This is a genomic window from Ensifer sp. 2TAB8 (assembly GCF_052115125.1).
In the GTDB taxonomy this organism is placed as follows: domain Bacteria; phylum Pseudomonadota; class Alphaproteobacteria; order Rhizobiales; family Rhizobiaceae; genus Ensifer.
The window spans coordinates 1-26,744 of sequence record NZ_JBFRGB010000015.1 but is presented as its reverse complement, the minus strand read 5'-3'; the positions used below and the strand labels follow the sequence as shown (position 1 = coordinate 26,744).

Sequence of the window (26,744 nt, the reverse complement as noted above, 5' to 3'; positions counted from 1 at the left end):
CATCGTCTACTCAACAATTTTCTTGGAGCTGCTCCGAACAGATGCACGTCAAAGGGGCGCATGGATGACATCGCACGCGCATTGCGTGTCTATCAACCCGCCCCGAATGCGGGTCAATTGGGGAATTATTTTCTGCAAAAACCAAAATTGCCAGCCAAAGGCAGAATGAGATGACATGATCGTACTTATTCTGAGTACAAATCAATCGAAGGCAACTATGTCGGCCTTAAAAAGAATTCTTGAACAATCGATAGAATTTAGTCGTTGGACCCCTTTTGGAGGGCTGCATATCGTCTGCTCAACAACAAGCAAAGCCTAAAGGCGAAAGGGGAATACCGATATGAAACGCAATTCCATGAAAGTCCTTTCCGCTACGCTTTTCGCAGCGACTATGCTGTCGGGAGCTTACGCAAGCGCCGCGGAAATCACCGTTATGGGCTACCGCGGCCCGTTTGAAGAAAACTACCTGAAGGCGGTCGTGCAACCCTTCATGAAGATCCATCCCGATATCAAAGTGAACTACTATGGTGTCCAGAACGCAGCCACCTCTCTCGGCAACATGCGTGCACAACGCGACGCGCCACAAGTCAATGCGGTCATCTATGACCTGTCTGTCGCCAAGATCGCCAAGGAGGAAGGTCTTGTCGCCGAACTCGACACGGCAAAGATCCCGAATTACGCCGACGTCTACGATCTCGGCAAGGATCTTGGGGGATCTGCCATTCCCCTCACCTACGATACGCTGACGCTGATCTACAACAGCAAGGCATTTCCAGCGGCGCCAACCAGCTGGGAAACTCTCTGGGATGAAAAGCAGGACGGGAAGGTCGTTTTGCCGGCACAGGGCGGCGGCGATATCCAGGCGATCCTTCTGACGATCATCGCCAATCGCCTTGCAGGCCAGGAAGACTATAAGGATACCATCGACCCCGGTGTCGACAAACTCGTCGAACTCGCACCGCGTGTACAAACGTGGGAACCGAAGCCCGACGCCTATACGCTCGTGGCCAACGGTACCGCGACAGTTTCGATCGGCTGGAATGCCCGTTCCCAGTTCTATTTCGACCAGACCGAAGGTCGTGTGAACTCGGTCGGCCCGACCGAAGGTACTGCCTCGCAGATCAACGTCATCAGCGCAATCGAAAAGGCGTCCGAAACTGAAGCGACGCAGACCTTCATAAACTACGCCATCGGTCCGGAGGCACAGGCAGCCTTTGCCAAAGCCATGTTCTACGCGCCGACCAACAGCAAAGCCGAAGTGGATGAAGCCACCGCCAAGCGCATTCCGATGTTGGATCCGGCTCAACGCGGAAAACTCATCGCCGTCGACTGGATGACGATCGGCGAAATGCGCGACGACATCCTGCAGCCGTGGCGCCGCAAGATAATCCCCGCCGGCCGCTAAGCGCTGGCATCCGGGTCGGACCAGCCCGGAACCAAGCGATCTCATAGGACAGGTCACCCCCTGCAGCATGCGTCATTGACGCGTGGCAGCGAACGCGCGCCGTCGTGACGGGAACGGATTTCCGTCACGCAGGCCGACCTCAATTCGCACATGGTGAAGATATGCACATTCAAGAACTGCGCCACGATGCACAGGCCAATGATCCCGTTACTGGTTCAGCCGGCGACCAGACATTTCTCAAGCTCAAAGGCGTCACCAAACGCTACGGCGTCGACTACATGGCTGTCGACGACCTCGACATCGAGGTGCCGAAGGGCAAGCTACTCGGCCTGCTCGGCCCGTCCGGTTGCGGCAAGTCCACAACGCTGCGCATGATCGCCGGCCTGCTTGACATAACCAAGGGCAACATCGCGGTCGACGGCGACGACATTTCTCACGAACCGCCACACAAGCGCGATATCGGTCTCGTTTTCCAGAACTACGCACTCTTTCCGCATATGACCGTGGCGCAAAACGTCGCCTTTGGGCTGGATATGCGTGGCGTTTCGCGCCGCGAGGCGCGCCACCGCGTTGAGGAAGCGCTGGAAATGGTGAGGCTACCCGGCTTTGGCGACCGCAAGCCGAAGGAAATGTCTGGCGGGCAACAGCAGCGCGTGGCGCTTGCCCGCGCCCTGGTAATCCGACCGCGCCTCCTGCTTCTGGACGAGCCGCTTTCCAACCTCGATGCCAAGCTGCGCGACGACATGCGCATCGAGATCCGTGAAATCCAGCAGCGTTTGCAGATCACCACCGTATTCGTTACCCACGACCAGGTGGAAGCGCTGACCATGTGCGATCTCGTCGGCGTCATGCATCGCGGCAAGCTCGCCCAGCTCGGGACGCCAGAAGATATCTATGAGCGTCCTGCCGACCTTTTCGTCGCCGATTTCGTCGGTCGTACCAACGTTCTTGACTGCGAGATCGAAGCCCTCGACCGCGTCCGCATCGGCGCTTCCGTCTATCCTTGCAACACGCGCAATCTGACGTCTGGCAAAGCGAAGGCTGCCATCCGCCCTCATCGGATCAGCCTGACACCCAGCCGCGACCGCAGCCTGATCAGCATCGCCACCAATTCCACCCACGGCAGGGTCGTGCGCGTCACCTACATCGGTGACGTCGTACAATACGACATCGACATCGGCGGCAATGTGCTGACCACGGAAGTGCACACCGCAAGCGCCGGCCACAGCTTTCAGAGCGGGGAAAAGCTTCTGTGCGAGTGGAAGCCGCAGGACATGCAGGTTTTCGGGAGCTGAACCATGGCAGCTATCACCTCACCCATAGCAATTGCCCATGCACCTTCTCGCCGGAAGAAGTCTTGCTTCCTCTTGATCGCGCTGCTTCTGCCGATGGCGGTCATCAACTTCATTGCCTTCATCCTGCCCGTGATCAGGCTGGGCATGATCTCTTTCATCGAAAGCCGAAGCGGCGGCGTGCTGACCAACAACTACACGCTCGAAAACTACGCCAATTTCTTCACCGACAGTTTCAGCATCGAACTGGTCTCCAACTCGCTTTTGCTCGGCTTTGGAGTGACGCTGGTCACGCTGTGCTGCGCTTATCCGATCGCGTTGTTCCTGCATCGCGTTTCACCAAAGTGGCGCAACATGCTGTTCGTCATCACCGTGTCTCCTCTGCTCGTCAGCAGCGTGGTGCGCACTTACGGCTGGATGGTCATTCTCGGCGACCAGGGTGTCGTTAACGGCATACTGATGTCGTCTGGGATCATCGACAGCCCCTTGCGTTTGACCAACAACACGCTTGGGGTCTTCATCGGCATGGTCGAAGTCCTCATTCCCTACATGGCACTATCGTTGATCGCCGGTTTCGGCCGTCTCGAGAATGTCTACGAGGAAGCTGCGGCCTCACTCGGCGCCAATAGCTGGACGCGATTCCGTCGGGTGATCCTGCCGCTGACGGCGCCCGGCATCGCACTTGGCTGCCTGCTCTGCTTCGTCCTTTCGATCAGCTCGTTCATCACCCCGAAGCTGCTGGGGGGCGGGCGGGTCTTCCTGCTTGCGACAGAGATCTACGACCAAGCCGTCATCCAGCTCGAATGGCCGACCGCCGCTGCAATCTCCGTCATCGTGCTCATCATCTTTGGCATTGCGCTTGCGGTCTATTCCCGCGTCGTCAAGCGCTTCGATTAAGGAGTAACACTGACATGATCGGCCAAATGAGCACAGCCTTCCGGCTCCTCGTCGCCTCAATCTATCTCTTCCTGCTTGCTCCTATCCTGATTGTGCTGCCGCTGTCCTTCAGCAATGACAGCTACATCACTTTCCCGCCGGAGAGTTGGGGGTTTCGCTGGTATGGGGCCATGTTCTCCCATAGCGGCTTCATCAATGCACTGTGGATCAGTCTTACGATCGCAGTCACGGTCACCGTGCTTAGCCTTGCGGCCGGCGTGCCTGCCGCATTTGCCATTCGCCGCCGGCGTTTCGCCGGCCGCGAATTGCTCTTGAACCTGTTCACGGCACCGCTGCTCTTACCCTCGATCGTGCTTGGCCTCGCCATTCTTCTGGTCTTCGTCCAGGCACGTCTGCTTGGTACTTACACTGGGCTCATCATAGCCCACTTGATCATCACCACGCCTTACGTGATCCGGATCATGCTGACGGCGTTTTCGACCCTTCCCCCATCGGTCGAGGATGCGGCCACCATGCTGGGTGCAGCACCGTTCACCGTCGTGCGCCGCATCACTTTGCCTCTAATGATGCCCGGCTTCATCGCAAGTGCCGCTCTCTCCTTTCTGCTGTCCTTCGACGAGGTTGTCATCTCCCTGTTCATCACCGGGCCACGTCTGCGGACCCTGCCGGTGGAGATATTCGACTATGTCGAAAGCCAGACCGACCCCATGACAGCCGCCGTGTCCGTCGTTCTCGTCGCAGCCACCCTTCTCATCATTTTCGTCATCGAACGCACGCTTGGCCTTTCCAGGACCATCGGCAAGTAACGACTTTTGAAATGGAGACTACTGAAATGGATAATATCGCGCTCTGGATGTCACAGCCGCATTTCGGCTTCCTGGAAATCGCAAAGACATGCGGCGTCAGCCAGCTTGTCATCGAACTTGAGCACGGCACCTTCGATCTCGCAACGCTCGACCAGTTTCTGGCCTTTTCCAAATCACTTGGCATCCCGGCTCTGACCAAGGTGATTGCACCGACCACCGAAGCCATCCAGCAGGCGCTGGATTTCGGCTCGGACGGCGTGATCCTCCCACACATCTTGGGTGTTGAGCACGCCCGTGAGGTCACCAAGGCGGCGAAGTATCCGCTGCTCGGCATCCGATCCTATGCCGGTGGCCGGGTGTTCGGCTACGCCCGCCCGTCGTCGGATGCCTTCGAAAGAGAAAACAGGCGCACCAGGTGTTACGCCATGATCGAGACGGCAGAGAGCCTTGCCGACGTCGAGAAGATCATAGCGCTCGACACCGTCGACGGCCTCTTCCCAGGCCCGTCTGACCTGGCGCTTGCCCGTGGCCGCGGCGCCTACGCCTTCAACGACGAGGATCGCAAGGATCTCTCCCGGATCGCCAAAGCGGCCCGGGAGGCCGGCAAGACCTGGATCATGCCCGCCTGGACGCCGGCAGAACGGACCTTTGCGCTTGAGGAAGATGCCGAATTGCTGGTCGTCGCCACCCAAAACATGGCGCTGCGCGCCGGCATCATGTCCACCATCAACGCACTGAAGCAGGAAAAGATCGTCGCCTGATCGCGACCGACATTCGGAGAAAAAGCCATGAAAATCAGCCTTATCCAAACCAACCCGCAAAATGACCGGGACGCCAATCTGAAGATCGCCCAAGATCTGATGGCCGAAGCGATGAAGACGGACCAGCCAGACCTCATCGTGCTACCGGAATATTTCGAAGTCTACGGCACGACGACCGAAGAGAAGCTTGCGCTGGCAGAACCTGCCGGCGGCGCCGCGTACACGATGGCACAGGATTTCGCCCGCAAGAACAAGGTCTTTGTCCATGCCGGTACGATCATGGAAAAAGTTGAGGGCGAGAACCGCATCTACAACACCTCTTTTGTGTTCGACCGCGAAGGCAAGGAAGTCGCCGCTTACCGCAAGATCCATATGTTCGACATCGTTGCGCCGGATGGCACCGCCTACAAGGAATCGGCCACCGTCAAGCCGGGCGAAGACATCGTCACCTACGAGATTGACGGCATGAAAATCGGTTGCGCCATCTGCTACGACATCCGTTTCTTCGAACTCTTCCTGCAGCTTGAAAAGGCCGGCTGCGATATCATCGTGCTACCCGCCGCCTTTACGCTGCAGACAGGAAAGGACCACTGGGAGGTTCTGGCCCGCGCCCGCGCCATCGAAACCCAGACCTATTTCGTTGCTTGCGGCCAGACCGGCAGCGTGACGGTCAACGGTGAGAAGCGCGCCTGCTATGGGCACTCGCTGGTCTGCGATCCCTGGGGGCACACGATTGCCCGCGCGTCGGATCCGGTCGGCTTTGTCACTGCACGCATCGACGCCAAAGAGATCAAGCGCGTGCGCAACCTCATCCCTATGACACAGCACCGCCGCCTCGCCTGCGCCTAAGGAGATATCACCATGTACGTCATCAAAGACATGCCGGAACAGATACCCCAGGACGATCTCGACGTCCTCAGTGGCGTTGAGACGGCAACCGTCGGCCACTGGCGCCTGCTCGGTTTCATGGACCGGCAGATCCAGCCGCTTCTTCCTGGCCGCCGCGTGGTCGGAACGGCCGTGACGCTCGCCATAGCCGGGCCGGACTCCACCCTTCTTCACCATGCCACCGGCCAGTTGCGTCCAGGCGACATCCTGGTTGTCGATCGTTTGGGCGATGACAAATATGCGTGCTGGGGCGGTGGGGTCACTGTTGCCGCCAAGGCGGCGGGTGCAGTTGCAGGTATCGTTGACGGGCCTTGCACCGACCTCACTGAAATTCAGGAATCTGATTTTCCGATGTGGTCGCGCGGCCTCTCGCCAATCACCACACGCCTCTACGATCTCGGGGGCGGCTTCAACATTCCGATCAGTTGCGGTGGCGCCGTGGTTATGCCGGGCGATGCCATCCTTGCGGATGAAAGTGGCGTGCTGGTCATCCCGCGGGATGAGGTCCGGGCTGTGTCAGAGGAGGCACTGAAACGACAAGAATCGGGCAAGAAACGTGAAGCCAGCGTTCGCGACAAGGTTCAGAAACTCGGCGAAATGACCGGAGCGAGCGCCAAGGTCCTGGCCAAGCTCGCCTGACACGATCAAGACACCAAGGTCCGGGCGTTTTCCGTCCGGACTTTTTCCAATGCGTGTGAAATCCTTGCCGCCCCGGCGTTGTCATATCGCCTTCACGGTGTAACGTGGCATCCGGGAATATAGTCTGTATAAAACAACAGCTTACGACAATTTATGCGTGAAATACGCGAGAGCGGTCGTAATAATGGTGAGGCGCCTTCACGCGATGAATATTCGGTTCCTGGAAACGGTTGTGTGGTTGGCGGAATTGCGCAGTTTCCGTGCCACTGCAGACCGTATGAACATCACGCCTGCGGCTATTTCAAACCGTATTTCGGCCATGGAACAGGAACTCGGCATCCGGCTTTTTGAACGTGATACGCGTGACGTGCACCTGACTCGAGAGGGACGTTCCTTCGTCTCGGGCGCGCGGGACATCATCGCACGCTACAATCGCTTGGTCAGCGATGTGGCGCCGCCCGAGACGGTAGAGGGAACCGTACGCATCGGGCTCGTGCCCGCGATGGCCCTGGCCATACTGCCCGGCATCATGGGCACGCTCCGGCAGCGCTTTCCGCGTGTCCGTGTCGCGGTGACCACCGATGCATCGCAGACGATCCTTTCAAAGCTGGAAAAGAGAGAACTCGACATCATTCTCGGTTTCCACGGTTCGCAGGTCGAGAAATACCGGATCGTTGACCTGTGTACATTCGGTATGTTCTGGATCGCCAACGGCGCATTCCCGAGTGATGACGAGGCGATCAGCCGGGCAGAACTGATGCTGAACCCAATCATCTCTTATGAAGTTGGAACGCAAGCCCACAGGCGCATGGTGGAATACCTTCCGGCCAATTCCTTCGGTCAGGGCGTGGTTCATTACTCCAACTCTCTTGCCACGACGATCAGCATGATCGCCGCCGGTATCGGCATCTCGGTCCTGCCACCAATCGTTATCCAGAACGAACTGCGCCTTGGCACCCTAAAAGTGCTCAATGTACGTCACCCGTTTCCAGCGACCGACTATTTCGCAGTGTATCTCGACACACCCTCGTCGCGACTGTCCCCGCTGATCGCGTCGATCGCGTCTGACGTCGCCGCAGAATTCTGTTCCCTCTACGACAATGCGCTCGCCGTTCACCGGTAAGGGTGAATTCGGTAAAGCTTTTACGCTTCGTTGCCGTCATCGCGGGCCGCGTCCCGCCGGGCGGTGATGTGCGAAATTCGTCGCAATTGTGCGGGTAGCCGCGCATCAATCCACACACCGGCCAAGCCACACACCCGATCTCTCGTGAACCTCCAGCTCGATCACCTGTGGTCGCGCAATGAGGCGATACCTGCACGGGTTCGTCGGTTGCGCTCGGGGGGGTGTCGCGCTCCGTTGGCGTTCTCTGCTATCTCTGCGGGAGATCTCGAGAGGGGCATGCACTATCGGTCTCCGATCCGTTTGGGTCCAAGAAGATACCGACAACCGAGCTCCACCTTGTGTTGGGAGTGGTTGTAGTCGTGCTGAATCGACCAACCAACCAGCCTAGTAGCAAGGCGGGTACGGATAGTAGCCGCATTGTGACGGGTAGTAATATGGATTGTCTGCGGCAGCACCGACGGCGGCACCAGTCACCACTCCCGCGGCAACCGCGCCACCGCGATACCAGGCCCCATTGTAGACGGGGGCGTGCCAATAGTTGCCTCCGACATGAGTGACGTTGACGTCGTTGACACGTGCGGAGCTTGCGTGGAACCCACCTGCGCCCAGGTCCCCACCGCGGAAGCCGCCGCCGCCAAAGTCCCCGCCGCGGAAACCGCCCCCTCCAAAACCACCTCCGCCAAAGCCACCGCCGAAATGATCAATGAAAACAGCAGCGGGTCCGGTCGCGCCACTCAGGCTTCCTTCCAGAACGGCAATGTCGAATGTGAGAGTAGTGCCTTCGAGTTTTGGCGATTTCAGAGTGACCACGGCGTCACTGACGTCCGATCCGTCGCCTCCCAGCACCGACACCGTTGCGTTTGGAGGGTCGATGGCAAAGTTGTCCTTGCCTTCATCCCACTGCATGATGAACTGTGCCGTGGTTACATGTCCGGCGGCCCGCACCGGCCGGTCGGCAAAGACGATCGAATTTGTCGACACTCCGGTCAGAATCAACTTTTCACCGTCGATCTTGGCGCCATCCGAGTTGATGACTGCAAGCGATGGCACCGGACCGGTGGGCGCGACCCTTCCGATCGCCTTGCTCAGCGGCACATGCGGCTTCTTCGTAGAATCCTGGGCGAGTGCAGCAGTTGCTGCCAGTGCCAGGCCTCCAACAACGGCTATCAAGCCGGTGACATGATTGATTTTCATCGTGGATGTCCTTCGAGTTTGGGATAAGCGGCGCGATCAAGACACGAGACGCAATCCTACTTCCCCGGAAAAATCTGTTTCCAATCGGCCTTCATGTCGACGACCGTCCACTCGTTGACGGCGGCGGCGTCGAGCGCCTTGTCGAGGCGGCCGAACTCGGTGTCGCGGTCGTATGCGTATTCGCGTTGCGCGTCCGTGTGGTGAATGAGCATGCCGAAACGGACGCTTCCACCTGTCATCGTCGTCCACTGCAGCATCTCCAGGTCGCCATCGGAATTGCCGAAGGCGGCAATCGGGCGGCGGCCGATATGCTCGTTGATGCCGACCGGCTTGCCGGCCTTGTCATCGATGAAGTTGACTTGCGGCAGACGAAACAGGGTCGGTACGCCGTCACGCATCTCGAACTGCGTCTTGATCGACGAGCCGACGACCTGCTCGGGCGGCGCGCCGTAAACCTGTTCGACCCAGGGGCGCATAAACTCGATGCCGCCACCCGACACGATGAAGGTTTTGAAGCCGCTGGCGCGAAGATAGGCGAGCAGTTCGAGCATCGGCTGGTAGACGAGAGCGGTATAGGGGCGCTTGAAGCGCGGGTCCCGTGCGGTGGCGAGCCACTTGGAAACGACCTTCTGGAACTCGTCGCTTGTCATGTCCGCATGGGTTTCCATGATGAGCGCCACCAGACCCTTTTCGCCCGCTGCCGCAAGCGCCTTCATGTCCCCTTCCAGAACCGCCTTGAACGGTTGTGTGTCCTTCCATTCCGGATGGGCTGCGACTTCCGCCTTCACGCGGTCGATCGCGAAAGCGAGCTGGACGTACATTGGATGTTCGACCCACAACGTGCCGTCATTGTCGAAGACGGCGATGCGCTCTGGTTCCGGAACGAAGTTGGGCGACCCCTTGGTCGTCACCTTCTCGACGAAGGCGACGATAGCCGCCTTCGGGGCGGTATCATTCCATGAAGGCAGCGGATCGGTCTGTGCCTGCCCCGAAGCCACAACAAACAAGGTTGCCAGGCCAAGCACGATACCGCCGACCAGCCTGATGAAGTTACGTGCCACAGACATGACGCGCCCCATGGGTTAGGTGTCCCGGTTCCCCGATCGTCCCTTGAGACATGCGCAGGACTATGCCTTGGAACCAGAACGGACGGCCCAGGAAAGCCGCCCGTCGTGTTGAGCCGGCCGTCTAGTTACCCGGCTTGTTCTTAATTGCGGCATCGATCTGCCTCTTGACAGCATCAAGATTGAACGACGCCGGGTCTTGCATCGGCGGATAGTCAACCGCCGTGAGCGCCAGTTTCGCGACCTCCTGCTGCACGCTGACGAACCGCCAGAATTCGCGAGCGAAGAAGTCATTCATGTAGCCCCCGCCGAGGTCATTGAGGCTTTGCTGACCAATCGAGGGTGTCCGTTCGAATGGGTCCTGGCGGATATTGACCATAGTGGGCATGTCAGTTGTTACCTTCCCACCGGGCCAGCCCTGCGGCTGCTGGAAGAACTGGAACTTGAAGTTGTCGATGCGAACCGCCCCCAGCGAAGGGCCGCCGAAGTAGAAAAATTCATGCCGTGCTGATGGGGATTTGCCCACCAGCAGGTCCAACTGATTGTAGCCATCAAGGTGATTCTTGTAGGTCCTGTCGCCCAGCTTCACACCCTTGAGCAACTGCTCAGTGATTTCGCTGTTGCCGGCTGCCGCCGCCAGGGTGGGGAACCAATCCAGGGCCGAAAATATACCGTTCTCGACCGTACCCTGCTTGACCTTGCCGGGCCAGCGGATGATGGCAGGCGCGCGGAAACCGCCTTCCATTACGGTACCTTTGGTGCCCTTGAACGGGGTCATGCCACCGTCGGGCCAGGTAAACACCTCCGCCCCATTGTCGGTTGTGAAAATGACGATGGTGTTGTCGGCCTCACCCGCATCTTCCACGCATTTGACAAGAGCGCCAACGCTGTCATCAAGCTGTGCCACTCCAGCTTCTTCAAGGCCATAGTTGGTCTCGCTGTTCATGAGGGCCTGGTATTTAGGCGACAGAAAAGTCCAGACGTGCATGCGCGTCGTGTTGTGCCAGACGAAAAACGGCTTGCCGTCGGTCTTGGCTTTGTCCATGAAGTCGCACGAAGCCTTGACCAGCACTTCGTCGAATGTGCCCATGTCGTACTTGGCCTTGGGCATTATGTCATGCATGTTCGGCACGTTGGTCATGTCGGGATACGGTGCCAGTGGACCCTCGTCCACGATCCTCTGCTTACCGATCTTGCCCCAACGCGGCTGCTCGGTTGTGTCATCCGTGTCCGTTGCAAAGCTGTGGACCAAATTGCGCGGCCCCACTTTGTCCCGGTACGATTGGTCATTCGGGAACGAATACCAGTAGGGGTCTGACATCGCATCGAGGTGATAGAGATAGCCGAAAAACTCATCGAAGCCATGCAGCGTCGGCAGGAACTTGTTCATATCGCCAAGATGGTTCTTGCCGAATTGGCCGGTGGTGTATCCCTGGGCCTTGAGGACGGTGGCAAGCGTTGCCGCCTTGTCCGGCATGCCGACGTCTGCGCCCGCTTGACCGACGGTCGTCAAGCCGGTGCGCAACGGGATTTCACCGGTTATGAAGCTTGCTCGACCCGCGGTGCAGCTTGCTTCCGCGTAGTAGTCGGTAAATAACATGCCCTCGGCGGCAAGCTTATCAAGGTTTGGCGTCTTCCCGGACATGATGCCCCGGTGATAGGCGCCAAGGTTGAACCAGCCAACATCATCGCCCATGATGACGAGAATGTTGGGCTTTTGCTGATCTTGCGCGGCTGCCGGCATCGTTGTTGCTGACGCAACAAAAGTGGAAGCCAGCAGACCAAACCAGATGCTTTTCATCTTGCTCATGGTCAGGATACCTCCCTGGCTGCCCGAAATGGGCCGGCAGCCTGCGCCAACGCACCTATACTACAATCAATGATTGCACGCCTCATTGTAGACACTCCCGCGAAACATGTTATGACGCGTGTTCCCAGCCGGAAGATGGCTAACGGTGGCAGCACAAGGTGCCCACCTTGATGGATGGATGGCCCAAGCACGCCACACGTCTGAGCCGTCGGTACCGGAACTACGCCGAGTTCACGCAATTGCTACTTACGCGAAAGCCACTCATCGCATCCCAGCCTAGTCAGGAAAGCGTCTCGGCGATATTGTCCTTTGGGGCAGCGCGCACGAGTTGGCGCGGTATCGATCGGTCAGCAATCGCATAAGTGTGGAAGCCGTACGCAGGGCAGCAGGGTTTTGGCGTGGGGGCCGGACTAAATTTTGAAATAGTTGAACGCCGACGGGCAATCGCCCCGGCTGCATCGTCATCTCCAGACGCATCGACGGAGACTGGCGCAAAGGACGTTCAATATGGTTCGTGCATCAACGAAACCATCGAGCGCGTTCACTCGGACCGCATCCGCATTTCTTTGCCTTCTGCTGCTCGTGATCTTGATGACGGCCGGGGCCTCGTCGGCGGAGATTGTGGACCAGGTGCCACGCATCCTCATCCTCTATCCCTATGACGAGAAGCTTCCGGCAACGGCCGTTGCCGGCGAGACCCTCAGACATCGACTGCAGCAAGCGACAACGGGAAAGGTCGATCTGTTCTCGGAATTTCTCGACCTTTCCAGGTTCCCCGAGAAGGCTCACATCGACCGGATGGCACGATATCTCAGTGAGAAATACGCCGACCGGCGTCCGGATGTAGTGATTGCGCTTGGTGAGGAGGCAACGGGCTTCATCGTCAAGTACCGGCGTGCGGTCGCACCGGATGCGAAAATCGTATTCTGCGGCTTCAGCGGCGCGGACGCCGCGAGGTTGAACCTGCCGAACGACGCCGTCGGAGCGTTCAGCGAATATGACATTGCAAAAACCCTTCTCATGGCGCGCGGTCTCCAGCCGGATGCCCGCGATCTTGTCATCATCGGCGGGTCCTCGGATTTCGACCGTTCCTGGCTTGCAACGGCGCGCGCGGATCTCGCCGGCCCCGCAACCGGTCTTAAAACAACCTACGTCGAGGATCTGACCATCGATGAATTCGCCGACCGTGCCTCGCGTGTGCCGGAAGGGAGCATCATTCTGGTCCTGACCGTCTTTACCGATCGAAGCGGCCGGAACTTCATTCCGCGCAACGCTCTCGAACGGATTGCCGCCAAGGCGAGTGCTCCGGTCTACGGTCCTTATTCGACGTATATCGGTCACGGCGCCGTCGGCGGCAATACCGTCACCTTCGAGTCGGTCGGAACAGCGGTCGCCGAACTCGCTCTCGGCGCGATCGCGGGGAAACCGATCGCCAACGTCAACGTACCGAAGACCTTTGTCGCCGATGCGAGAGAGTTGACCCGCTGGGGTTTGCCGGAGAGCGGGCTGCCTGCCGGAACCGTCCTGAGCTTCAAGGAGAAGAGCCTCTGGGAAGAATACCGGGCAGCGATCATCGGCGTCGTTGCGGCCCTTGCGCTTCAGGCAGCGATCATCGCGGTGCTTCTGCTCGAGCGACATCGGCGACGAACTGCAGAGCAGGAAGCGCGGCTTCGTCTGCTTGAGCTCGTGCATCTCAACCAGTCGGCCACGGCGGGGGCCCTCTCGGCATCGATCGCCCACGAACTCAACCAGCCGCTCGGGGCAATTCGCAGCAATGTCGATGCCATCGAGGTCCTGCTTAGAAAAGAGCAGCCGGATCTCGACCTTATAAGGCAGATTCTCGTAGACATCGGCGAGGACGACCAGCGCGCCAGCGACATAATTGTTCGACTGAGGGGACTGCTGAAGAAGCGAAGCGAGATCGACTGGCAAGAATTCGACCTGAACGAGGTGGTCAACAGCGCGATCTGTATCCTCCACGCCGAGGCGGGACAAAAAAGCATCGTCGTCAGTTCCAGCGAACCGGCCCGTGCGCTGCCAGTGCGGGCCGATAAGGTCCATCTCCAGCAGGTCATTCTCAACCTCGCCACCAATGCGATGGACGCCATGGTCGACGCCGCAGCGACTGAACGGAGGCTGGTCTTTCGGACGGCGCTGATCGAGAATTCCAAGGTCGAGCTGTCGATCTCCGATACCGGCCGCGGCATCCCGAGCGACCAGCTCGACGACGTGTTCCATGCGTTCTACACGACCAAGCCGGCAGGCACCGGTCTGGGTCTCTCAATCGCCCGCGCGATCATCGAAACCTATGGCGGCAAGATATGGGCGGATAATCGCGCCGAAGGCGGCGCCGTGTTTCGTTTTATCCTGCCGCTTGCTCAGCCCGGATGACCCAATTGGAACGCGTCATTCATATCGTCGACGACGACAAGTCCTATCGCACCGCGCTGGCACGGTTGATGGAGGCATCCGGCTTTCGCGTCGTCACCTATAGCTCGGGCGAAGAGCTTTTGGCCCATCTGCCGGGCTCTGACCCCGGATGCATCCTCCTCGACCTGCAGATGCCGGGTCTGACCGGGCTAGAGCTGCAGGACCATCTTGCCGAGAAAGCGCCGCTGCTGCCGGTCGTGTTTCTGACAGGACGAGGCGACATCACGGCGAGCGTCCGGGCGATGAAGGCCGGCGCCGAAGACTTCCTGGAGAAGCCGGCCTCGAGGGAGGCGTTGCTGTTGGCCGTTGAGCGTGCACTGCTTCGCTTAGAGATACGGCGCGCCGAACTCGATCGCGTCCATGCACTCCAGGCGCGTCTGGAGACCCTGACGCCACGCGAGTTGGAAGTTTTCGGCCTGATCGTCCGCGGCAAACTCAATAAGCAGATCGCTTACGATCTCGGCACCTCCGAGCGAACCGTCAAGGCGCATCGGCACAACGTCATGGAAAAGCTTGGCGTCCATTCGCTGGCCGAGGCCGTTTCGATCGCAGAGAGACTGGGACTTCTCGACGCGACGGCAAAACCGCCTGAAGATGCGCACGATGCTGCGCGCCGCGCTTCCCCATAGGACAATATCCAGCCTTCAACGTTGGTCATACGATCGTGATGATCGGGGCTGGACATGCCCTTCCGCATGGGCCTCAGAAAGGCATCCACTTGGAAAGCCAACCACGCAAAGTGGCCGTCGTGGAAGACGATCCGAGCATGCGCAAGAGCGTCATACGGCTCTTGAACGCGCATGGTTTCGCGACGGAAGGATACATCTCGGCCGAGGCCTTTCTTAGCCGCGCGATGTCGAACGAGATCAGCTGCATCGTGCTCGATGTCCATCTCGGCGGCATCTCCGGCATCGAACTCTGGAACCGACTGAAGGCCGCCGGCTCAAAGATCAAGGTCATCTTCATCACCGCCGTCGACGATCAGGCGCTCGAGTCGGAGGCGATCCAAGGGGGCTGCATCGCCTATCTGCATAAGCCGTTCCCGGCCAATAAGTTGGTCGGCGCGGTCAACAGGGCATTGGCGGTTTCGCCAGACGATTGAAAGCACTCGAGCCCGCCTCCCCAAAGGACAATAGGCAGCGATCCTATTTTTGTTCACAAACTGATCAAGTCGTGGACGTTCCCTCGCCCCCCTGGAACATCGAACGCCGCGCTTCGAGTACCTTCAGCTTTGGTGTCCAAGTGGAGACGCGGCATGACATGGCTCAATCTGTGGCGGCAAACGCGCGATGCACTGGCGATCGGTGCATCCCTCATTGCTCCTTCATTGCTTATCGAAACCGCATTTGCGCAGCAATCGGCGCCAAACATCCTGTTCATTCTGGCTGATAACGTCGGCTACGGCGACATCGGCGTTTACGGCGGCGGGGAACTGCGCGGGTCGCCGACGCCGCGCATCGACCAACTTGCCGCCGAGGGGCTGCGGCTGACGCAGTTCCTGGTCGAGCCGTCCTGCACGCCATCACGAGCCGCGTTGATGACAGGACGCTATTCCATCCGCTCGGGGCTCTCGCTGGTTGCGGTCGCAGGCACCCCGTTCTCGCTGCCGGAAAGCGAAATCACTATGGCGGAAATGCTGCACGACGCCGGCTACGCCACCGCGATCTTCGGCAAGTGGCACCTTGGTGCCCAAGTCTACAGCCAGCCGCAGAACCAAGGCTTCGACGAATTCTACGGAATACCGCCCGGTGACACCTGGGACGCCTTTGGCATGATCCGCCAGGGGCGCCAGACCAGGTCCGCAGACATTCCGCTCGACAAGGGGCCGCATATTGTCGAGGCCAAACGGGGAGAGCCGCTAAAACTGGTAAAACCGTATACCGAGGAAGTGCGCCGCGGGATCGACTGGGAACTGGTGGATCGCAGCGTCGGCTTCATCAGGCGACAGAAGGCGGCAGGCAAGCCGTTCTTCGTTTATTTGCCAATCTCCCGGACGCACTTTCCGAATCTACCCTCGAGCCGATTTGAAGGCGCATCCCGCATCGGCCAGTTCGGCGATTCTCTGATGGAGGGCGATGCGATCGTCGGCACGATGCTTGACGAATTGAAGGCGCTTGGCCTGGAGAAAGACACTATCGTCGTCTTCGCTTCCGACAATGGACCGGACGGCCCTGGAGCTAGCCGGTTCGGCACCGACATGCCGGACATGGGAACGGCCGGCCCCTATCGTGGCGCGTTGGGCGACGTCAGCGAAGGCTCGATCCGCACTGTCGCCGTGATCCGCTGGCCCCAACGGATCAGGCCGCGATCCTCGAATGCAATGTTCTCGATCATGGATTTCTTCCCGACCCTTGCGCGCCTTGCGGGCGGCAAGGTGCCAGACGATCGACCGATCGACGGGATCGACCAGAGCGAACTGTTGTTGGGACAGGACGATAGCGGACGTCGCGAGCATTTGCTGACCTTCGTCGGTTCCGATCTGGTCGCCGTCCGCTGGAAGCAATTCCGGGCCTATTTCGCCGACGTGGCGCCCGGCCGCAGCGGCCCTGACGGGGCAATCCTGATGGGCGGTATCGGATCAAGCGCTGCGCCGATGAATGGCTACCCAAAGGTGTTCAATATCGAGGCCGACCCGCAGGAGGAGCACAATATCGGCGAGATGTATAACTGGGTCCTCGGGCCGTTGTTGAAGACGGTGGAGGAATACAAGGCGAGCCTCGCGCGGTCACCCAATCCACCCGCCGCGAACATGACGAAGTTCTGAACGTCTATACGTTGTGAAGGCGGGCCTTTTGGTTTGAACGCGATCATATTGCCACCGACGGCGTCACGCCGATGCAGGTCGAGGGCCGACCAAGGACCATAGGTCGGCTCAGCCGCTCTACGATACCAGTGGATCGGATTGGAGAAGAGCCGCCACCTGAGAAATCATAGCACCGCGCCAGGGACGATAAGTATGTTGACGGACGCCAGATCGAAAGAATCGCGTGATAAAGGGAGACGCAAGGACTCCCGGCTCGAAAAATTGCTCTTCCGCCTGGAGGCCCAGCGCATCTGCCTCGAATGGGCCTTCAGAGAGATAGCCGGCCGTCCGGGCATTGTGTTCGAGATGGGTCTGGGTCACGGTCGCACCTACGACCATTTGCGCATCCATCTCCCGGAGCGCGAGATCTATGTGCTGGATCGCGAGACCGACTGTTTCGCCGACTGCATGCCGCCACAGAATTATTTGCTGCTCGGCGACATCGAGGACACGCTTGCTGCCGCAGCCACCCGCTTTGGCGGACAGGTCATCCTGGCACATGCGGATATGGGTTCATATGTCGAAGCGAACAATATTGCGACAATCGCCAAACTGAGCCGATGCCTCCCGGCGGTCCTTTCGCCGCATGCCATCGTCCTGTCCGATTTGCCGCTCGAGCTTGCGGGGACCCGTTCGCTACCGCATCCGCCGGGCGCGCCCCAAGACACGTATTTTCTCTACGTCAACGGGTCCCAGTGATCCGCTGGCCGCAACGGATCAAGCCGTGATCCAGCCGACAGGTTGAGACGACTTCCCCTAAGGACAATATCGCTCGGTGGAGTTTCGCGTAATCTCAATCGGGACGAGTTGTTTGAGCAGCCGCGCTTGGTTGCCGCCCGGTCACAAGCGCAAAACCTAGGAAGGAGCATGACAATGAACCGAATTGCGACATTTTCTATGATTGCCTGCCTCTCCGCCCTGAGCTTCACTGGGGTCGTGTACGGTCAGGGTGCCGCAATGGACTGGCCCAAGGAGATCGAGCAAACTGTGCGCAGCTACAGCGGCGACAAGATCAATGTCGTCGATATAAGCACACTTGCGGAACAGAACCAAACGCGCATGTGGGTCGAGCATGCCACGCCGGAACAACGCGCAGCGCTGCTCGAGGCGGTCAAATCGAACAAGTCATTGGCCGAAAAGCTGAAGGCGCAGAACGTCGAGATGGACAACATTGGCGGCGCTGAACAGGCAACCGACGGCGGGTTGACGATCTACGTTCGCTAACCCTCCCGGGGTCAGTGAAGCGGGGATTGCGCCGCCCCGCCCAAGCTGCAGCGGCCAATCTGTACCAATTACAACTATAGGACGCCCACGGCATCTGGGCGTCCGGGGTCCTTCCACTTCTAAGGGGCCCGAGCGTCTTGAACTGTTCGGCGATCATCGCGACTGACGGTCGTCGTGTTCACCTTGCGACAGCCGGATATCCTGCAGGAATCGGAAGAGCGACCCCGCCAAGAAGCAGAGTGCCGCAACGAATAGTACGGCGGCGCCCGGTTCGTGACGATATCCCAAAAAGGCTACGACGAAGCCGAAGAGGAGCAGAAGCGTCACACCACCTCCGGCTAGCACCGCCAGGTACAATGCGCTGATTAAGACGCGTTCACGCCGCCTCAGTTCCCCAATTTCCTTCTTCAGCGGGGCTCGGGCGACGTCACCGTCGTCGATCTCGCGGAGGTTTCTGATCCGCTCGGTTACCCCGGAAATCCGATTGACCAGGACCGCTACCATCGCCGCGACGCCATTCAGCATGAACGCCGGCGCGACCGCGTGATTGATCATCGTTGAAAGCTGATCGGCTTCGACTGACATAGGGGCACCTTCGATCGGTACGGCACGAATGGACGACCGCGGCGCCGTGGTGGCGCTACGGGATGACATTGACTGCACGCGCAGCCACGAGCACGAGTGTCAGCAGTGAAATAGCACTTTCGAGCATCATCAGCCCCTTCGCACGTCGGGTGAGTGGCAGCACGTCGGTAGGACTGAAAGCGGTCGCCGTAGTGAACGCCAACGACAGGTAATCGACGTAGAGCGGCCGCCAGTCCGGCGGCGCTAGTTCGGGAGCCGACGCCTGGGGAAACAGCCAGTCGGGTCTTCCCGCTATCCCACGCGCGATGCGCGACGGGCCCCCCGCGTCAATCTGCCAGTAGAGTAGCGAGAAGGTGAGAACGTTGGTGACCCAAATGGTAAATGACGACGTCAGGAGCGACACGGAGCGCGTCTCGGGAGGGTGCACGGTGATGATCCCCACCATATCTCCGAGTTCCGCCGCCGTATTCCCCGCGTAGACGCTGGCAAGCAGCATGACGGCGACGTGCTCGATCCGTCGCCAGACAGTGTTGTCGGTCGATAGCGTTACTAGGACCATTGGAATGATAGCTGCTGCCAGAACCACGTACGATATCCATCGCGGCATGGCATAGACGTGATGCGGCAGCACCTCCAAGAAGGCAAATACCGCAAGGATCGCCACCACCGGAGGCCAGCGTGGTTCGTCACGGCCTGCTTGGATAACATCGCTCATCGCTGCGCCGTCTGCGACCCTTGGGACATGCTGTCGTCATCCATGAGGATGTTGGGTTTCCGGGTCTCCTGCGTGTGCATTGTAGCGGCACTCGCCAGCAGGCTGCCGGCGACGGCAGCCGCCTTTGCTTTTCGTCTCATTTCTGATGCCTCCCTCAAGGGCCTCCGCGTGGAGGGCCACGTTGGTTGGAAGACGTGTCAAAGCAAAAAGAGAGACAATTCGGAGAATTCCAAGTTGTGACGCAGCAAAATGGACAGAACATGGCGTTTCGTGGCCCGCATATTGCCTCTCGACTGCCGAAAGAGGGCATCTCCCATTCTTCCATACGTATTCTACACTGTACTATCGGGTGCAGATATTGCCCTTTAGGGAATCCAGCAGGGAAGCAATTGTCCTAGCGCGGCTGCTCACGACGCACTAACTGCGGTACTGAGATTGGAGTGCACTTCAGGATGCTGCCCAGATTTTGTCGATGCGAACAAAATGACCGAAGCCAACCACGAAGGATTCGAACTCGTACGGCACAATCGGCAACATCAAACCGATCATGCCTGCACTGTCTTCGACGCCCTTGATCGTCTCGCGTCGTGAGGATCAATCGTCCAGCGGTGCACCAGATACCTCACACACCGAGAGAAATCGCCATTCCTTCCGGGGCGGCATACATCGCCATGTTCTTGCGCGACAGATCGAGGTGTGCGCGGATCAACGCCTCCGCCCGGTCAGGATCGTGGTTCGCTATTGCATCGATGATTTCGTCGTGTTGCCGCGACGCCTCGTGCAACTCCTCCAACATGCGCGCGTTGCTCGGTCTGTAGAAAATCTTGCCGATACGCGCATGATCGATCAGCAGCCGGCGAAGGCTCGGAAGTACGTATGCATTGTTCGCGATCTCGCCGACCCGAAGGTGAAATTTGTCATTGTAGAAGACGCGCCCATCGACGTCATTGCTGTGGACCGCGTCGCGAAAGCTGTCCTGTATCTCGCGCAGGCCCGCGATATCTGCCTTCGACGCATGTTCGGCGGCCAGCCGCGTGGCCGCGACATAGATCATCGGCGCGATCAAAAAGAAATCCCGAAGGGATTGGTAGCTCATCGAGGTCACACGGGCCGGCCGGTTCGCCTCAAGTTCGATGAACCCTTCCCCCGCAAGCTGCCGCATCGCTTCGCGCACCGGAGGGCGGGACAGTCCAAATTCTTCGCTCAACGCGACTTCATCCAGCACCGATCCCGGCGCTATCTGCATGGTCAGGATGCGCTGACGCAAGGTGCTGTTCAGGGCAGCCTTTCGATCCGGGCCGACGCCTGGTTCAAGTGAGCTTTGATTGTTCGCCATGGCAAACTCCTTCTGAGCAGATATTGTCTACAAAAAGTAGACTGGTCAACGCGTTTCCAATTTGCGTCCGCGATCTGATGGCTGCGCCACTTCTTTTGCCTGCTCATCAGGTGATCTGCAAGCCCTCGTGATCCCTTTGTGATTAGCCTTCCAGGAACCAATGTCTATCGCAGATCTAGACTCTCCTTCCGCGTCAGAGCATGTGCTGCGGCCCTGTCTTCCAGCCATCTACTTCGTGTCCATTGACAGTAGACACTGTGTCTATCTATTGTATTATCGCCATGGAGCAAGAGCGATCCACGCCAGCCGCTCACCTGGGCGGAACGTGGGAGAGATGGATTTCGGAGGATGTGAGGAGAAAATGACGGAACTTCTGACCAAGGCGCAGTACGAGCAAGTCGCGTCGAGACTACCCCTTCCCTCAAAGGCCGTCATCGACGGTCGTTCTGTCGACGCGAGATCCGGACGCACCTTCGCAACGACAAACCCCGCGACTGGTGAGAAGCTCACGGATCTGCCCGCCTGCGGTCCTGAAGACGTCGATGCGGCGGTCGCGAGCTCGCGGCAGGCATTTGTCGACGGTCGCTGGTCGAAACAGCATCCCGCCGCCCGCAAACAGGCCCTTCTTCGCCTAGCAGAGCTCATCGAGGACAACCTGGTCGAGCTCTCGGTCATGGAGAGCCTGGATAGCGGTAAGACGATCCTCGACTGCCAGACGGTCGACGTGCCCGAGACGATCAACTGCCTGCGCTGGCATGCCGAAGCGATCGACAAGATCTATGACCAGGTCTCGCCGGCCTCAAACGACCACATCGCGCTTGTCGTTCGCGAGCCGGTGGGTGTTGTCGGGCTGGTCCTGCCGTGGAACTTCCCGCTCCTCATGCTCGCCTGGAAAATCGGCCCGGCGCTTGCCGCCGGCTGCAGCCTGGTGGTCAAGCCGGCGGCCGAGACGTCGCTGACGGCGCTTCGGGTCGCCGAACTGGCGCTCGAGGCAGGCATCCCGGCCGGCGTCTTCAACGTGGTGACTGGCTCGGGTTCACAGGTCGGCGAGCCGATCGGTCGGCACATGGATGTCGATGCCGTGTCGTTCACGGGCTCGACCGAGACCGGGCGCCGCTTCCTCAAATATTCCTCCGAGTCCAACCTCAAGGAAGTCGTCCTTGAAATGGGGGGCAAGAACCCCTCGATCGTCATGGACGATGCCGACGACCTGGACGCTGTCGCCGCGCATATCGTCAACGGTGCCTATTGGAACATGGGCGAAAATTGCTCGGCCATTTCTCGACTGATCGTCCACTCTGCCATCAAGGGGAAGCTGCTCGACAAGATCGTCTCCGAGGTCAAAAACTGGCATGTGGGCAATCCGCTCGACCCGGAAAACCGCGTCGGCCCCCTGGTCTCCGAGGCGCACTACAGGAAAGTTGCAAGCTATCTCGACGGCGAGGTCAAAGTTCTCCATGGCGGCAAAACCAGCGAGGGTCGCTTCGTTCACCCCACAATCGTCGAGGTCAAAAACAACGCCGCCCGTCATGCCAAGGAAGAGATCTTCGGGCCGATCCTGACGGTCATCACCGTCGACAGCCTGAAGGACGCGGTCGCGATCGCCAACGAGACGGACTACGGCTTGACGGCCTCCGTCTTCACTGGAAACGGCAAGCGAGCCATCAGGGCTGCCCGCGCGCTTCGAGCAGGCACCGTCACCGTCAATTCCTTCGGGGAGGGCGACATCACCACACCGTTCGGCGGCTACAAGCAGTCCGGTTTCGGCGGACGCGACAACTCCGTTCATGCCCACGACCAATACACCCAGCTCAAGACCATCTGGCTCGACCTCAACGACGACGAAACCGCGGACCTGTAGCCATGACCAACTTTCCATTTCCCGGACTGAACCTCGCAATTGCAACGCCTTTCGACACCGACGGCCGCATCGATTATGCGAAGCTCGAGCAGAATATCGAGCGCTACCTGGCGCTCGGCGTGCCAGGGTTCGTATTGAGTTCGGGCACCGGCATGCATGTGTACCTGACGAGAGAAGAATCAAAGGAGCTCGTGCGGCGCGGATCGAGGATCATCAACGGCCGGGCAAAGGTGATCGCACAAACTTCGGCGCTGCTGACAGCCGACGTGGTGGAGCGGACGAAGTTTGCAGCCGATTGCGGCGCTGACGGCGTCATGGTGCTGCCGCCCTTCTTCGAAGGCCCGACGGACGACCAGGGCATTGTCGAGTTCTATACGGAGGTGGCGGCCGCCGGCCTTCCGGTCATCGGCTACAACGTTCCGCATGCTGTCGGCGTGACGGTGACGCCGGAGCTTCTCAGGGAACTTTGCGCGATCCCGAACTTCTGTGCCGTCAAGGACAGCAGCGGCGATCTCGGCAAGCAGGCATCGCTCATCCGCACCGGCCTTTCGGTGATGAACGGCGCCGATCACCTCGTCCCCTTCGCTCTGTGGTCCGGGGCGCGCGGCCTGATCTGGGGCGGCGCCAACTTTGCGCCGCGCACTGCACTTGCGCTGGTGGCGGCAGCGACCGCCGGTGAGTGGGGCAAGGCGCGAGACATCTGGACACTGCTCGAACCGGCCATGTCCTTCATCTGGGAGGGCGATTACGTCCAGTCGGTCTATGCGGCCGCCGAACTCACCGGCTATCGCGCCGGCGCGCCACGCAAGCCGCTCCGTTCGCTTCCCGCGGACCGGATCGCAACCATCCGCGCGGCCCTCGGCAACCTGATAGAGCAGGAGGCTTGAAGCTGTGAACGCGCCCTCGAAGAAGGTATTTGCTGCAACGAGGCTCCCGAAGAACACGGGCGTTTCTGGATGGGTGGCGATGCTTCCGCCCCGCCAGGCAAAACCCCGGCTCGAGGGACAGACCACAGCCGACGTCGTCATCATCGGCGGTGGCTTCGCGGGTCTTTCCGCAGCGCGCAGGATCATGGAACTTGAGCCAACACTCCATGTCGCGGTCCTTGAGGCCGGCATCATCGGCGAAGCTGCGGCAGGTCGAAACTCCGGCTTCATCATCGACCTGCCGCATGAAGTCTCCTCCGAAGATTACGGCGGAGATTCGGCAGTAAAGAGCCGCGAGGCCATCGAGATCAGCCGGACCGCCATCGCGCTTGCCGACACGGTTGCACGGGAACAGGGCTGGGGCCCCGAAATCTTCGATCGGTGTGGACGCTACAGCGTCGCCATCAGCGACGAGGGAGACCAGCATCTGTTGGACTACGCCAAGGGCCTGGTGAAACTCGACGAAAAATATCGGCTGCTCGATGCGCACGAAGTCGCCGAAGTGACAGGCACGAAAACCTATACGTCGGCGCTCTTTACCCCTGGAACCATCATGGTGCAGCCGGCGGCCTATATTCGCGGTTTCGCAGATAGCCTGCGCGAACCAGTCAGGGTCTATGAAAACACCCCGGCAGTGCAGTTGGAAAACATCGGTCGCGGGTGGCTCGTCAAGACGCCCCAAGGCTCGATCAGTACAGGCCGGATCGTCCTTGCCAACAATGGCCATGCGGAGAGCTTCGGCTTTTTCAAGAGCCAGCTTCTCCACGTATTCACCTTTGCCTCGATGACCCGAGCGTTCGACCCAAGCCGGTTGCCAGGTCAGCGCAAGTGGGCCGCGACGCCAGCGCTTCCGATGGGCACGACCGTCCGGCGCATTCAGGGCCAGGATGGCGACCGTATTCTTGTTCGCTCCCGCTACACCTATCACCACGACATTGAGGCAGGCGGAGGAACGCTGAGGCGCGCGGGCGCGAAGCATGACCAAAAGTACCACGCCCGCTTTCCCAAGCTGACAGATATTCCGATGGAGTTTCGATGGGGCGGGGCAATGGCACTGACATGGAACTCGGTGCCCGCTTTCGGCGAGATCGAACCCGGCATGTTCGCGGCGTGCGGATGCAACGGCGTCGGCGCAACGAAAGCCACGGCAAACGGCATCGCCGCAGCCGAACTGATGCTTGGCGTCAAATCACGGGTGAGCGAAATCTTCGCGCGCTTTGACGCGCCGAAAGCGCTGCCGCGTCAACCTTTTCGGACAATCGGAGCCAAAGCCAATCTCGCATTTCGCGAGTGGCGCGCCGGCGGCGAATAGAGCGTTTTGCGCTGCATATCAGGGCTTGGCAAAGCCCTTGGATAACTGAAGTCGGTGGTCGCGGCACTCCGACTTCGATGGAACATGCCGCCAAAAAAGGGAACGGAAGAAATGAAAAAGCTGCTTGCATCGACCTGCTTGACGTTTGGTCTCCTTGGCGCGGCGTCAGTTTCGCATGCCGCCGAGTGCGGAGGCGTGACCATCGCCAGCATGAACTGGCAGAGCGCCGAGGTGCTGTCGAACCTCGACAAGTTCATCCTCAATGAGGGTTACGGCTGCAGTGCCGAGATCACCATCGGCGACACCGTGCCGACGATCACCTCCATGGCTGAAAAAGGACAGCCGGACATTGCGCCGGAAGCCTGGATCGACCTGCTTCCGGATGTCGTGAAGAGAGGCACGGATGAAGGTCGGATCATCAAGGTCGGCTCGCCACTTCCCGATGGCGGCGTACAAGGCTGGTGGATCCCGAAGTACTTCGCCGACGCCCATCCGGACATCAAGACCATTCCGGATCTCCTAAAGCACCCGGACCTCTTCCCCGATCCCGAAGACCCGAGCAAGGGCGCCATCTTTAACGGCCCGCAGGGCTGGGGCGGCACCGTGGTGACGGCGCAATTCTACAAGGGGTTTGAAGCGCAGAAGGCCGGCTGGGACCTGATCGACACGGGCTCGGCCGCCGGCCTCGACGGCTCGATCGCGAAGGCCTACGAGCGCAAGGAAGGCTGGGTCGGCTATTACTGGGCGCCGACCGCACTGCTTGGCAAGTACGACATGGTGAAGCTCGATTACGGCGTGCCGCACGATGCCGCTGAATGGAAGCGTTGCAACACGGTGGCGGAATGCCCGGACCCCAAGCCGAATGCCTGGCCCATCGATACCATCGTTACACTGGTTGCCAAGCCTTTCTCCGAGAAAGTCGGCCCTGACGTCATGGGCTACCTGCAAAAGCGCTCCTGGAGCAACGAAACCGTCAACAAGCTGATGGCCTGGATGACCGACAATCAGGCAAGCGGTGAGGAAGGCGCCAAGCACTTCCTCGAAGAAAACGAAGCCATCTGGTCGAAGTGGGTCTCGCCGGAAGCGGCCGAAAAGATCAAGTCGGCGCTCTGATCGGTCTGTGGGCGGCGCATTTCGGCGCGCCGCCCCCTGCCATCTAAGAGACGGGAATGGCTGTTGGAGGAGGAGAGCGCAATGGAATGGCTCTACAAATTTCCGCATATGGACGATGATGCCCTTCGCGGGTTGAAAAAAGCGATCGATGAAGGATTCCGCGCGTTCACGCGCGCCTATGGCGACGCGATCGAAGGTTTCTTTTCGCCCCTTCAGAGCTTTCTGATCGCCGCCGAACGCTTCATGACGCAGACGCCCTGGCCGATCATCCTCATCATCATCCTGGCAATCGCCTGGGGGGCGAGCCGAAACCTCAAGGTCGTGCTCGGCTGTCTCGTGACCTTGCTCGCAATCGGCTATTTCGACATGTGGGACGATACGATGAAGACGGTCTCGATGATCTTCGTCTGTACTGTCCTGTCGATTGCCATCGGCATTCCGATCGGCATCGTCATGTCCCGTTCGGATCGCTTCCAGAATATCGTCAATCCGATCCTCGACGTGATGCAGACCATGCCGAGTTTCGTCTATCTGATCCCGGTCGTCATGCTGCTTGGCAT

25 protein-coding genes and 1 pseudogene are annotated in these 26,744 nt (G+C 59.5%); 19 read left to right on the top strand and 7 right to left on the bottom strand.

The features are described 5' to 3' along the window. The first annotated feature begins 340 nt into the window (after positions 1–340). From AB4Z53_RS22650 to AB4Z53_RS22615, 8 genes are all read left to right on the top strand, one after another. On the top strand, positions 341–1,405 hold the full coding sequence (locus AB4Z53_RS22650) for an extracellular solute-binding protein (protein WP_441597784.1): 1,065 nt from the start codon (positions 341–343) through the stop codon (positions 1,403–1,405). Positions 1,406–1,566: 161 nt separating this feature from the next. Further along, positions 1,567–2,700, top strand: coding sequence for an ABC transporter ATP-binding protein (locus AB4Z53_RS22645; RefSeq protein WP_441597783.1), 1,134 nt, complete (start codon positions 1,567–1,569; stop codon positions 2,698–2,700). Between the two features lie 3 nt (positions 2,701–2,703). Next, positions 2,704–3,594 carry an ABC transporter permease gene (locus AB4Z53_RS22640; protein ID WP_441597782.1) on the top strand — a complete coding sequence of 297 codons (891 nt, stop codon included), beginning with the start codon at positions 2,704–2,706 and terminating at the stop codon, positions 3,592–3,594. A gap of 14 nt (positions 3,595–3,608) precedes the next feature. Further along, complete coding sequence (locus AB4Z53_RS22635) at positions 3,609–4,400, top strand: ABC transporter permease (RefSeq protein ID WP_441597781.1); 792 nt, start codon at positions 3,609–3,611, stop codon at positions 4,398–4,400. Between the two features lie 26 nt (positions 4,401–4,426). Next, positions 4,427–5,161 (top strand): HpcH/HpaI aldolase family protein, encoded by a 735-nt coding sequence (locus AB4Z53_RS22630; protein WP_441597780.1) that lies wholly within the window; start codon positions 4,427–4,429, stop codon positions 5,159–5,161. A gap of 27 nt (positions 5,162–5,188) precedes the next feature. Next, the gene (locus AB4Z53_RS22625) at positions 5,189–6,010 is read left to right on the top strand and encodes a carbon-nitrogen hydrolase family protein (protein WP_441597779.1); all 822 of its coding nucleotides are present in this window, start codon (positions 5,189–5,191) and stop codon (positions 6,008–6,010) included. Between the two features lie 12 nt (positions 6,011–6,022). Continuing rightward, entirely contained in the window at positions 6,023–6,688 is a 666-nt protein-coding gene (locus AB4Z53_RS22620; protein WP_275026023.1) for an RraA family protein, read from the top strand. A 205-nt stretch (positions 6,689–6,893) separates the two neighbouring features. Beyond that, complete coding sequence (locus tag AB4Z53_RS22615) at positions 6,894–7,811, top strand: LysR family transcriptional regulator (RefSeq protein WP_441597778.1); 918 nt, start codon at positions 6,894–6,896, stop codon at positions 7,809–7,811. Between the two features lie 384 nt (positions 7,812–8,195). Here AB4Z53_RS22615 and AB4Z53_RS22610 read toward each other — a convergent pair whose 3' ends face one another. The 3 genes from AB4Z53_RS22610 to AB4Z53_RS22600 all read right to left on the bottom strand — a co-directional run bounded on the left by AB4Z53_RS22610 (position 8,196) and on the right by AB4Z53_RS22600 (position 11,879). Continuing rightward, positions 8,196–9,005: a hypothetical protein gene (locus tag AB4Z53_RS22610; RefSeq protein WP_441597777.1), complete on the bottom strand. Its 810-nt coding sequence runs from the start codon at positions 9,003–9,005 to the stop codon at positions 8,196–8,198. A gap of 56 nt (positions 9,006–9,061) precedes the next feature. Then, on the bottom strand, positions 9,062–10,072 hold the full coding sequence (locus tag AB4Z53_RS22605; protein WP_113536285.1) for an HAD family hydrolase: 1,011 nt from the start codon (positions 10,070–10,072) through the stop codon (positions 9,062–9,064). 121 nt (positions 10,073–10,193) lie between these two features. Beyond that, positions 10,194–11,879, bottom strand: coding sequence for an arylsulfatase (locus tag AB4Z53_RS22600; RefSeq protein WP_113536193.1), 1,686 nt, complete (start codon positions 11,877–11,879; stop codon positions 10,194–10,196). A 507-nt stretch (positions 11,880–12,386) separates the two neighbouring features. Between AB4Z53_RS22600 and AB4Z53_RS22595 the strand changes: the two genes are divergently transcribed. The 6 genes from AB4Z53_RS22595 to AB4Z53_RS22570 all read left to right on the top strand — a co-directional run bounded on the left by AB4Z53_RS22595 (position 12,387) and on the right by AB4Z53_RS22570 (position 18,336). Continuing rightward, entirely contained in the window at positions 12,387–14,270 is a 1,884-nt protein-coding gene (locus AB4Z53_RS22595; RefSeq protein WP_441597776.1) for a sensor histidine kinase, read from the top strand. Then, entirely contained in the window at positions 14,267–14,938 is a 672-nt protein-coding gene (locus tag AB4Z53_RS22590) for a response regulator transcription factor (RefSeq protein ID WP_441597775.1), read from the top strand. Before AB4Z53_RS22595 ends, AB4Z53_RS22590 begins: the two co-directional genes overlap by 4 nt. 38 nt (positions 14,939–14,976) lie before the next feature. Then, on the top strand, positions 14,977–15,411 hold the full coding sequence (locus tag AB4Z53_RS22585) for a response regulator transcription factor (protein WP_441597892.1): 435 nt from the start codon (positions 14,977–14,979) through the stop codon (positions 15,409–15,411). Between the two features lie 153 nt (positions 15,412–15,564). After that, entirely contained in the window at positions 15,565–17,073 is a 1,509-nt protein-coding gene (locus AB4Z53_RS22580; protein ID WP_441597774.1) for an arylsulfatase, read from the top strand. A 192-nt stretch (positions 17,074–17,265) separates the two neighbouring features. Beyond that, positions 17,266–17,811: a class I SAM-dependent methyltransferase gene (locus AB4Z53_RS22575; RefSeq protein WP_441597773.1), complete on the top strand. Its 546-nt coding sequence runs from the start codon at positions 17,266–17,268 to the stop codon at positions 17,809–17,811. Positions 17,812–18,069: 258 nt separating this feature from the next. Beyond that, the gene (locus AB4Z53_RS22570; RefSeq protein ID WP_441597772.1) at positions 18,070–18,336 is read left to right on the top strand and encodes a hypothetical protein; all 267 of its coding nucleotides are present in this window, start codon (positions 18,070–18,072) and stop codon (positions 18,334–18,336) included. A gap of 153 nt (positions 18,337–18,489) precedes the next feature. On the opposite strand, the gene AB4Z53_RS22565 is transcribed toward AB4Z53_RS22570, so the two are convergent. The 4 genes from AB4Z53_RS22565 to AB4Z53_RS22550 all read right to left on the bottom strand — a co-directional run bounded on the left by AB4Z53_RS22565 (position 18,490) and on the right by AB4Z53_RS22550 (position 20,972). After that, complete coding sequence (locus AB4Z53_RS22565) at positions 18,490–18,921, bottom strand: DUF2721 domain-containing protein (protein ID WP_441597771.1); 432 nt, start codon at positions 18,919–18,921, stop codon at positions 18,490–18,492. A gap of 55 nt (positions 18,922–18,976) precedes the next feature. After that, complete coding sequence (locus AB4Z53_RS22560; protein WP_441597770.1) at positions 18,977–19,636, bottom strand: hypothetical protein; 660 nt, start codon at positions 19,634–19,636, stop codon at positions 18,977–18,979. Then, a complete protein-coding gene (locus AB4Z53_RS22555; protein ID WP_441597769.1) occupies positions 19,633–19,776 on the bottom strand; it encodes a hypothetical protein in 144 nt (47 codons plus the stop codon). The genes AB4Z53_RS22560 and AB4Z53_RS22555 overlap by 4 nt, the downstream gene beginning before the upstream one ends. A gap of 482 nt (positions 19,777–20,258) precedes the next feature. After that, the gene (locus tag AB4Z53_RS22550) at positions 20,259–20,972 is read right to left on the bottom strand and encodes a GntR family transcriptional regulator (protein WP_441597768.1); all 714 of its coding nucleotides are present in this window, start codon (positions 20,970–20,972) and stop codon (positions 20,259–20,261) included. Between the two features lie 361 nt (positions 20,973–21,333). Between AB4Z53_RS22550 and AB4Z53_RS22545 the strand changes: the two genes are divergently transcribed. The 5 genes and pseudogenes from AB4Z53_RS22545 to AB4Z53_RS22525 form a co-directional block, all read left to right on the top strand. Further along, positions 21,334–22,833, top strand: coding sequence for an aldehyde dehydrogenase (locus tag AB4Z53_RS22545; RefSeq protein WP_441597767.1), 1,500 nt, complete (start codon positions 21,334–21,336; stop codon positions 22,831–22,833). Between the two features lie 2 nt (positions 22,834–22,835). Next, a complete protein-coding gene (locus tag AB4Z53_RS22540; RefSeq protein ID WP_441597766.1) occupies positions 22,836–23,720 on the top strand; it encodes a dihydrodipicolinate synthase family protein in 885 nt (294 codons plus the stop codon). Positions 23,721–23,724: 4 nt separating this feature from the next. Further along, positions 23,725–25,071 carry an NAD(P)/FAD-dependent oxidoreductase gene (locus tag AB4Z53_RS22535; protein ID WP_441597765.1) on the top strand — a complete coding sequence of 449 codons (1,347 nt, stop codon included), beginning with the start codon at positions 23,725–23,727 and terminating at the stop codon, positions 25,069–25,071. A 111-nt stretch (positions 25,072–25,182) separates the two neighbouring features. Continuing rightward, a complete protein-coding gene (locus tag AB4Z53_RS22530) occupies positions 25,183–26,184 on the top strand; it encodes an ABC transporter substrate-binding protein (RefSeq protein WP_441597764.1) in 1,002 nt (333 codons plus the stop codon). A gap of 81 nt (positions 26,185–26,265) precedes the next feature. Further along, positions 26,266–26,744: pseudogene (locus AB4Z53_RS22525) on the top strand (proline/glycine betaine ABC transporter permease); the annotation flags it as partial.

Coding starts and splice junctions, on each gene's coding strand:
- AB4Z53_RS22650 (WP_441597784.1), top strand. CDS start 341: ATGAAACGCAATTCCATGAAAGTCCTTTCCGCTACGCTTTTCGCAGCG.
- AB4Z53_RS22645 (WP_441597783.1), top strand. CDS start 1,567: ATGCACATTCAAGAACTGCGCCACGATGCACAGGCCAATGATCCCGTT.
- AB4Z53_RS22640 (WP_441597782.1), top strand. CDS start 2,704: ATGGCAGCTATCACCTCACCCATAGCAATTGCCCATGCACCTTCTCGC.
- AB4Z53_RS22635 (WP_441597781.1), top strand. CDS start 3,609: ATGATCGGCCAAATGAGCACAGCCTTCCGGCTCCTCGTCGCCTCAATC.
- AB4Z53_RS22630 (WP_441597780.1), top strand. CDS start 4,427: ATGGATAATATCGCGCTCTGGATGTCACAGCCGCATTTCGGCTTCCTG.
- AB4Z53_RS22625 (WP_441597779.1), top strand. CDS start 5,189: ATGAAAATCAGCCTTATCCAAACCAACCCGCAAAATGACCGGGACGCC.
- AB4Z53_RS22620 (WP_275026023.1), top strand. CDS start 6,023: ATGTACGTCATCAAAGACATGCCGGAACAGATACCCCAGGACGATCTC.
- AB4Z53_RS22615 (WP_441597778.1), top strand. CDS start 6,894: ATGAATATTCGGTTCCTGGAAACGGTTGTGTGGTTGGCGGAATTGCGC.
- AB4Z53_RS22610 (WP_441597777.1), bottom strand. CDS start 9,005: ATGAAAATCAATCATGTCACCGGCTTGATAGCCGTTGTTGGAGGCCTG.
- AB4Z53_RS22605 (WP_113536285.1), bottom strand. CDS start 10,072: ATGTCTGTGGCACGTAACTTCATCAGGCTGGTCGGCGGTATCGTGCTT.
- AB4Z53_RS22600 (WP_113536193.1), bottom strand. CDS start 11,879: ATGAGCAAGATGAAAAGCATCTGGTTTGGTCTGCTGGCTTCCACTTTT.
- AB4Z53_RS22595 (WP_441597776.1), top strand. CDS start 12,387: ATGGTTCGTGCATCAACGAAACCATCGAGCGCGTTCACTCGGACCGCA.
- AB4Z53_RS22590 (WP_441597775.1), top strand. CDS start 14,267: ATGACCCAATTGGAACGCGTCATTCATATCGTCGACGACGACAAGTCC.
- AB4Z53_RS22585 (WP_441597892.1), top strand. CDS start 14,977: ATGATCGGGGCTGGACATGCCCTTCCGCATGGGCCTCAGAAAGGCATC.
- AB4Z53_RS22580 (WP_441597774.1), top strand. CDS start 15,565: ATGACATGGCTCAATCTGTGGCGGCAAACGCGCGATGCACTGGCGATC.
- AB4Z53_RS22575 (WP_441597773.1), top strand. CDS start 17,266: ATGTTGACGGACGCCAGATCGAAAGAATCGCGTGATAAAGGGAGACGC.
- AB4Z53_RS22570 (WP_441597772.1), top strand. CDS start 18,070: ATGGACTGGCCCAAGGAGATCGAGCAAACTGTGCGCAGCTACAGCGGC.
- AB4Z53_RS22565 (WP_441597771.1), bottom strand. CDS start 18,921: ATGTCAGTCGAAGCCGATCAGCTTTCAACGATGATCAATCACGCGGTC.
- AB4Z53_RS22560 (WP_441597770.1), bottom strand. CDS start 19,636: ATGAGCGATGTTATCCAAGCAGGCCGTGACGAACCACGCTGGCCTCCG.
- AB4Z53_RS22555 (WP_441597769.1), bottom strand. CDS start 19,776: ATGAGACGAAAAGCAAAGGCGGCTGCCGTCGCCGGCAGCCTGCTGGCG.
- AB4Z53_RS22550 (WP_441597768.1), bottom strand. CDS start 20,972: ATGGCGAACAATCAAAGCTCACTTGAACCAGGCGTCGGCCCGGATCGA.
- AB4Z53_RS22545 (WP_441597767.1), top strand. CDS start 21,334: ATGACGGAACTTCTGACCAAGGCGCAGTACGAGCAAGTCGCGTCGAGA.
- AB4Z53_RS22540 (WP_441597766.1), top strand. CDS start 22,836: ATGACCAACTTTCCATTTCCCGGACTGAACCTCGCAATTGCAACGCCT.
- AB4Z53_RS22530 (WP_441597764.1), top strand. CDS start 25,183: ATGAAAAAGCTGCTTGCATCGACCTGCTTGACGTTTGGTCTCCTTGGC.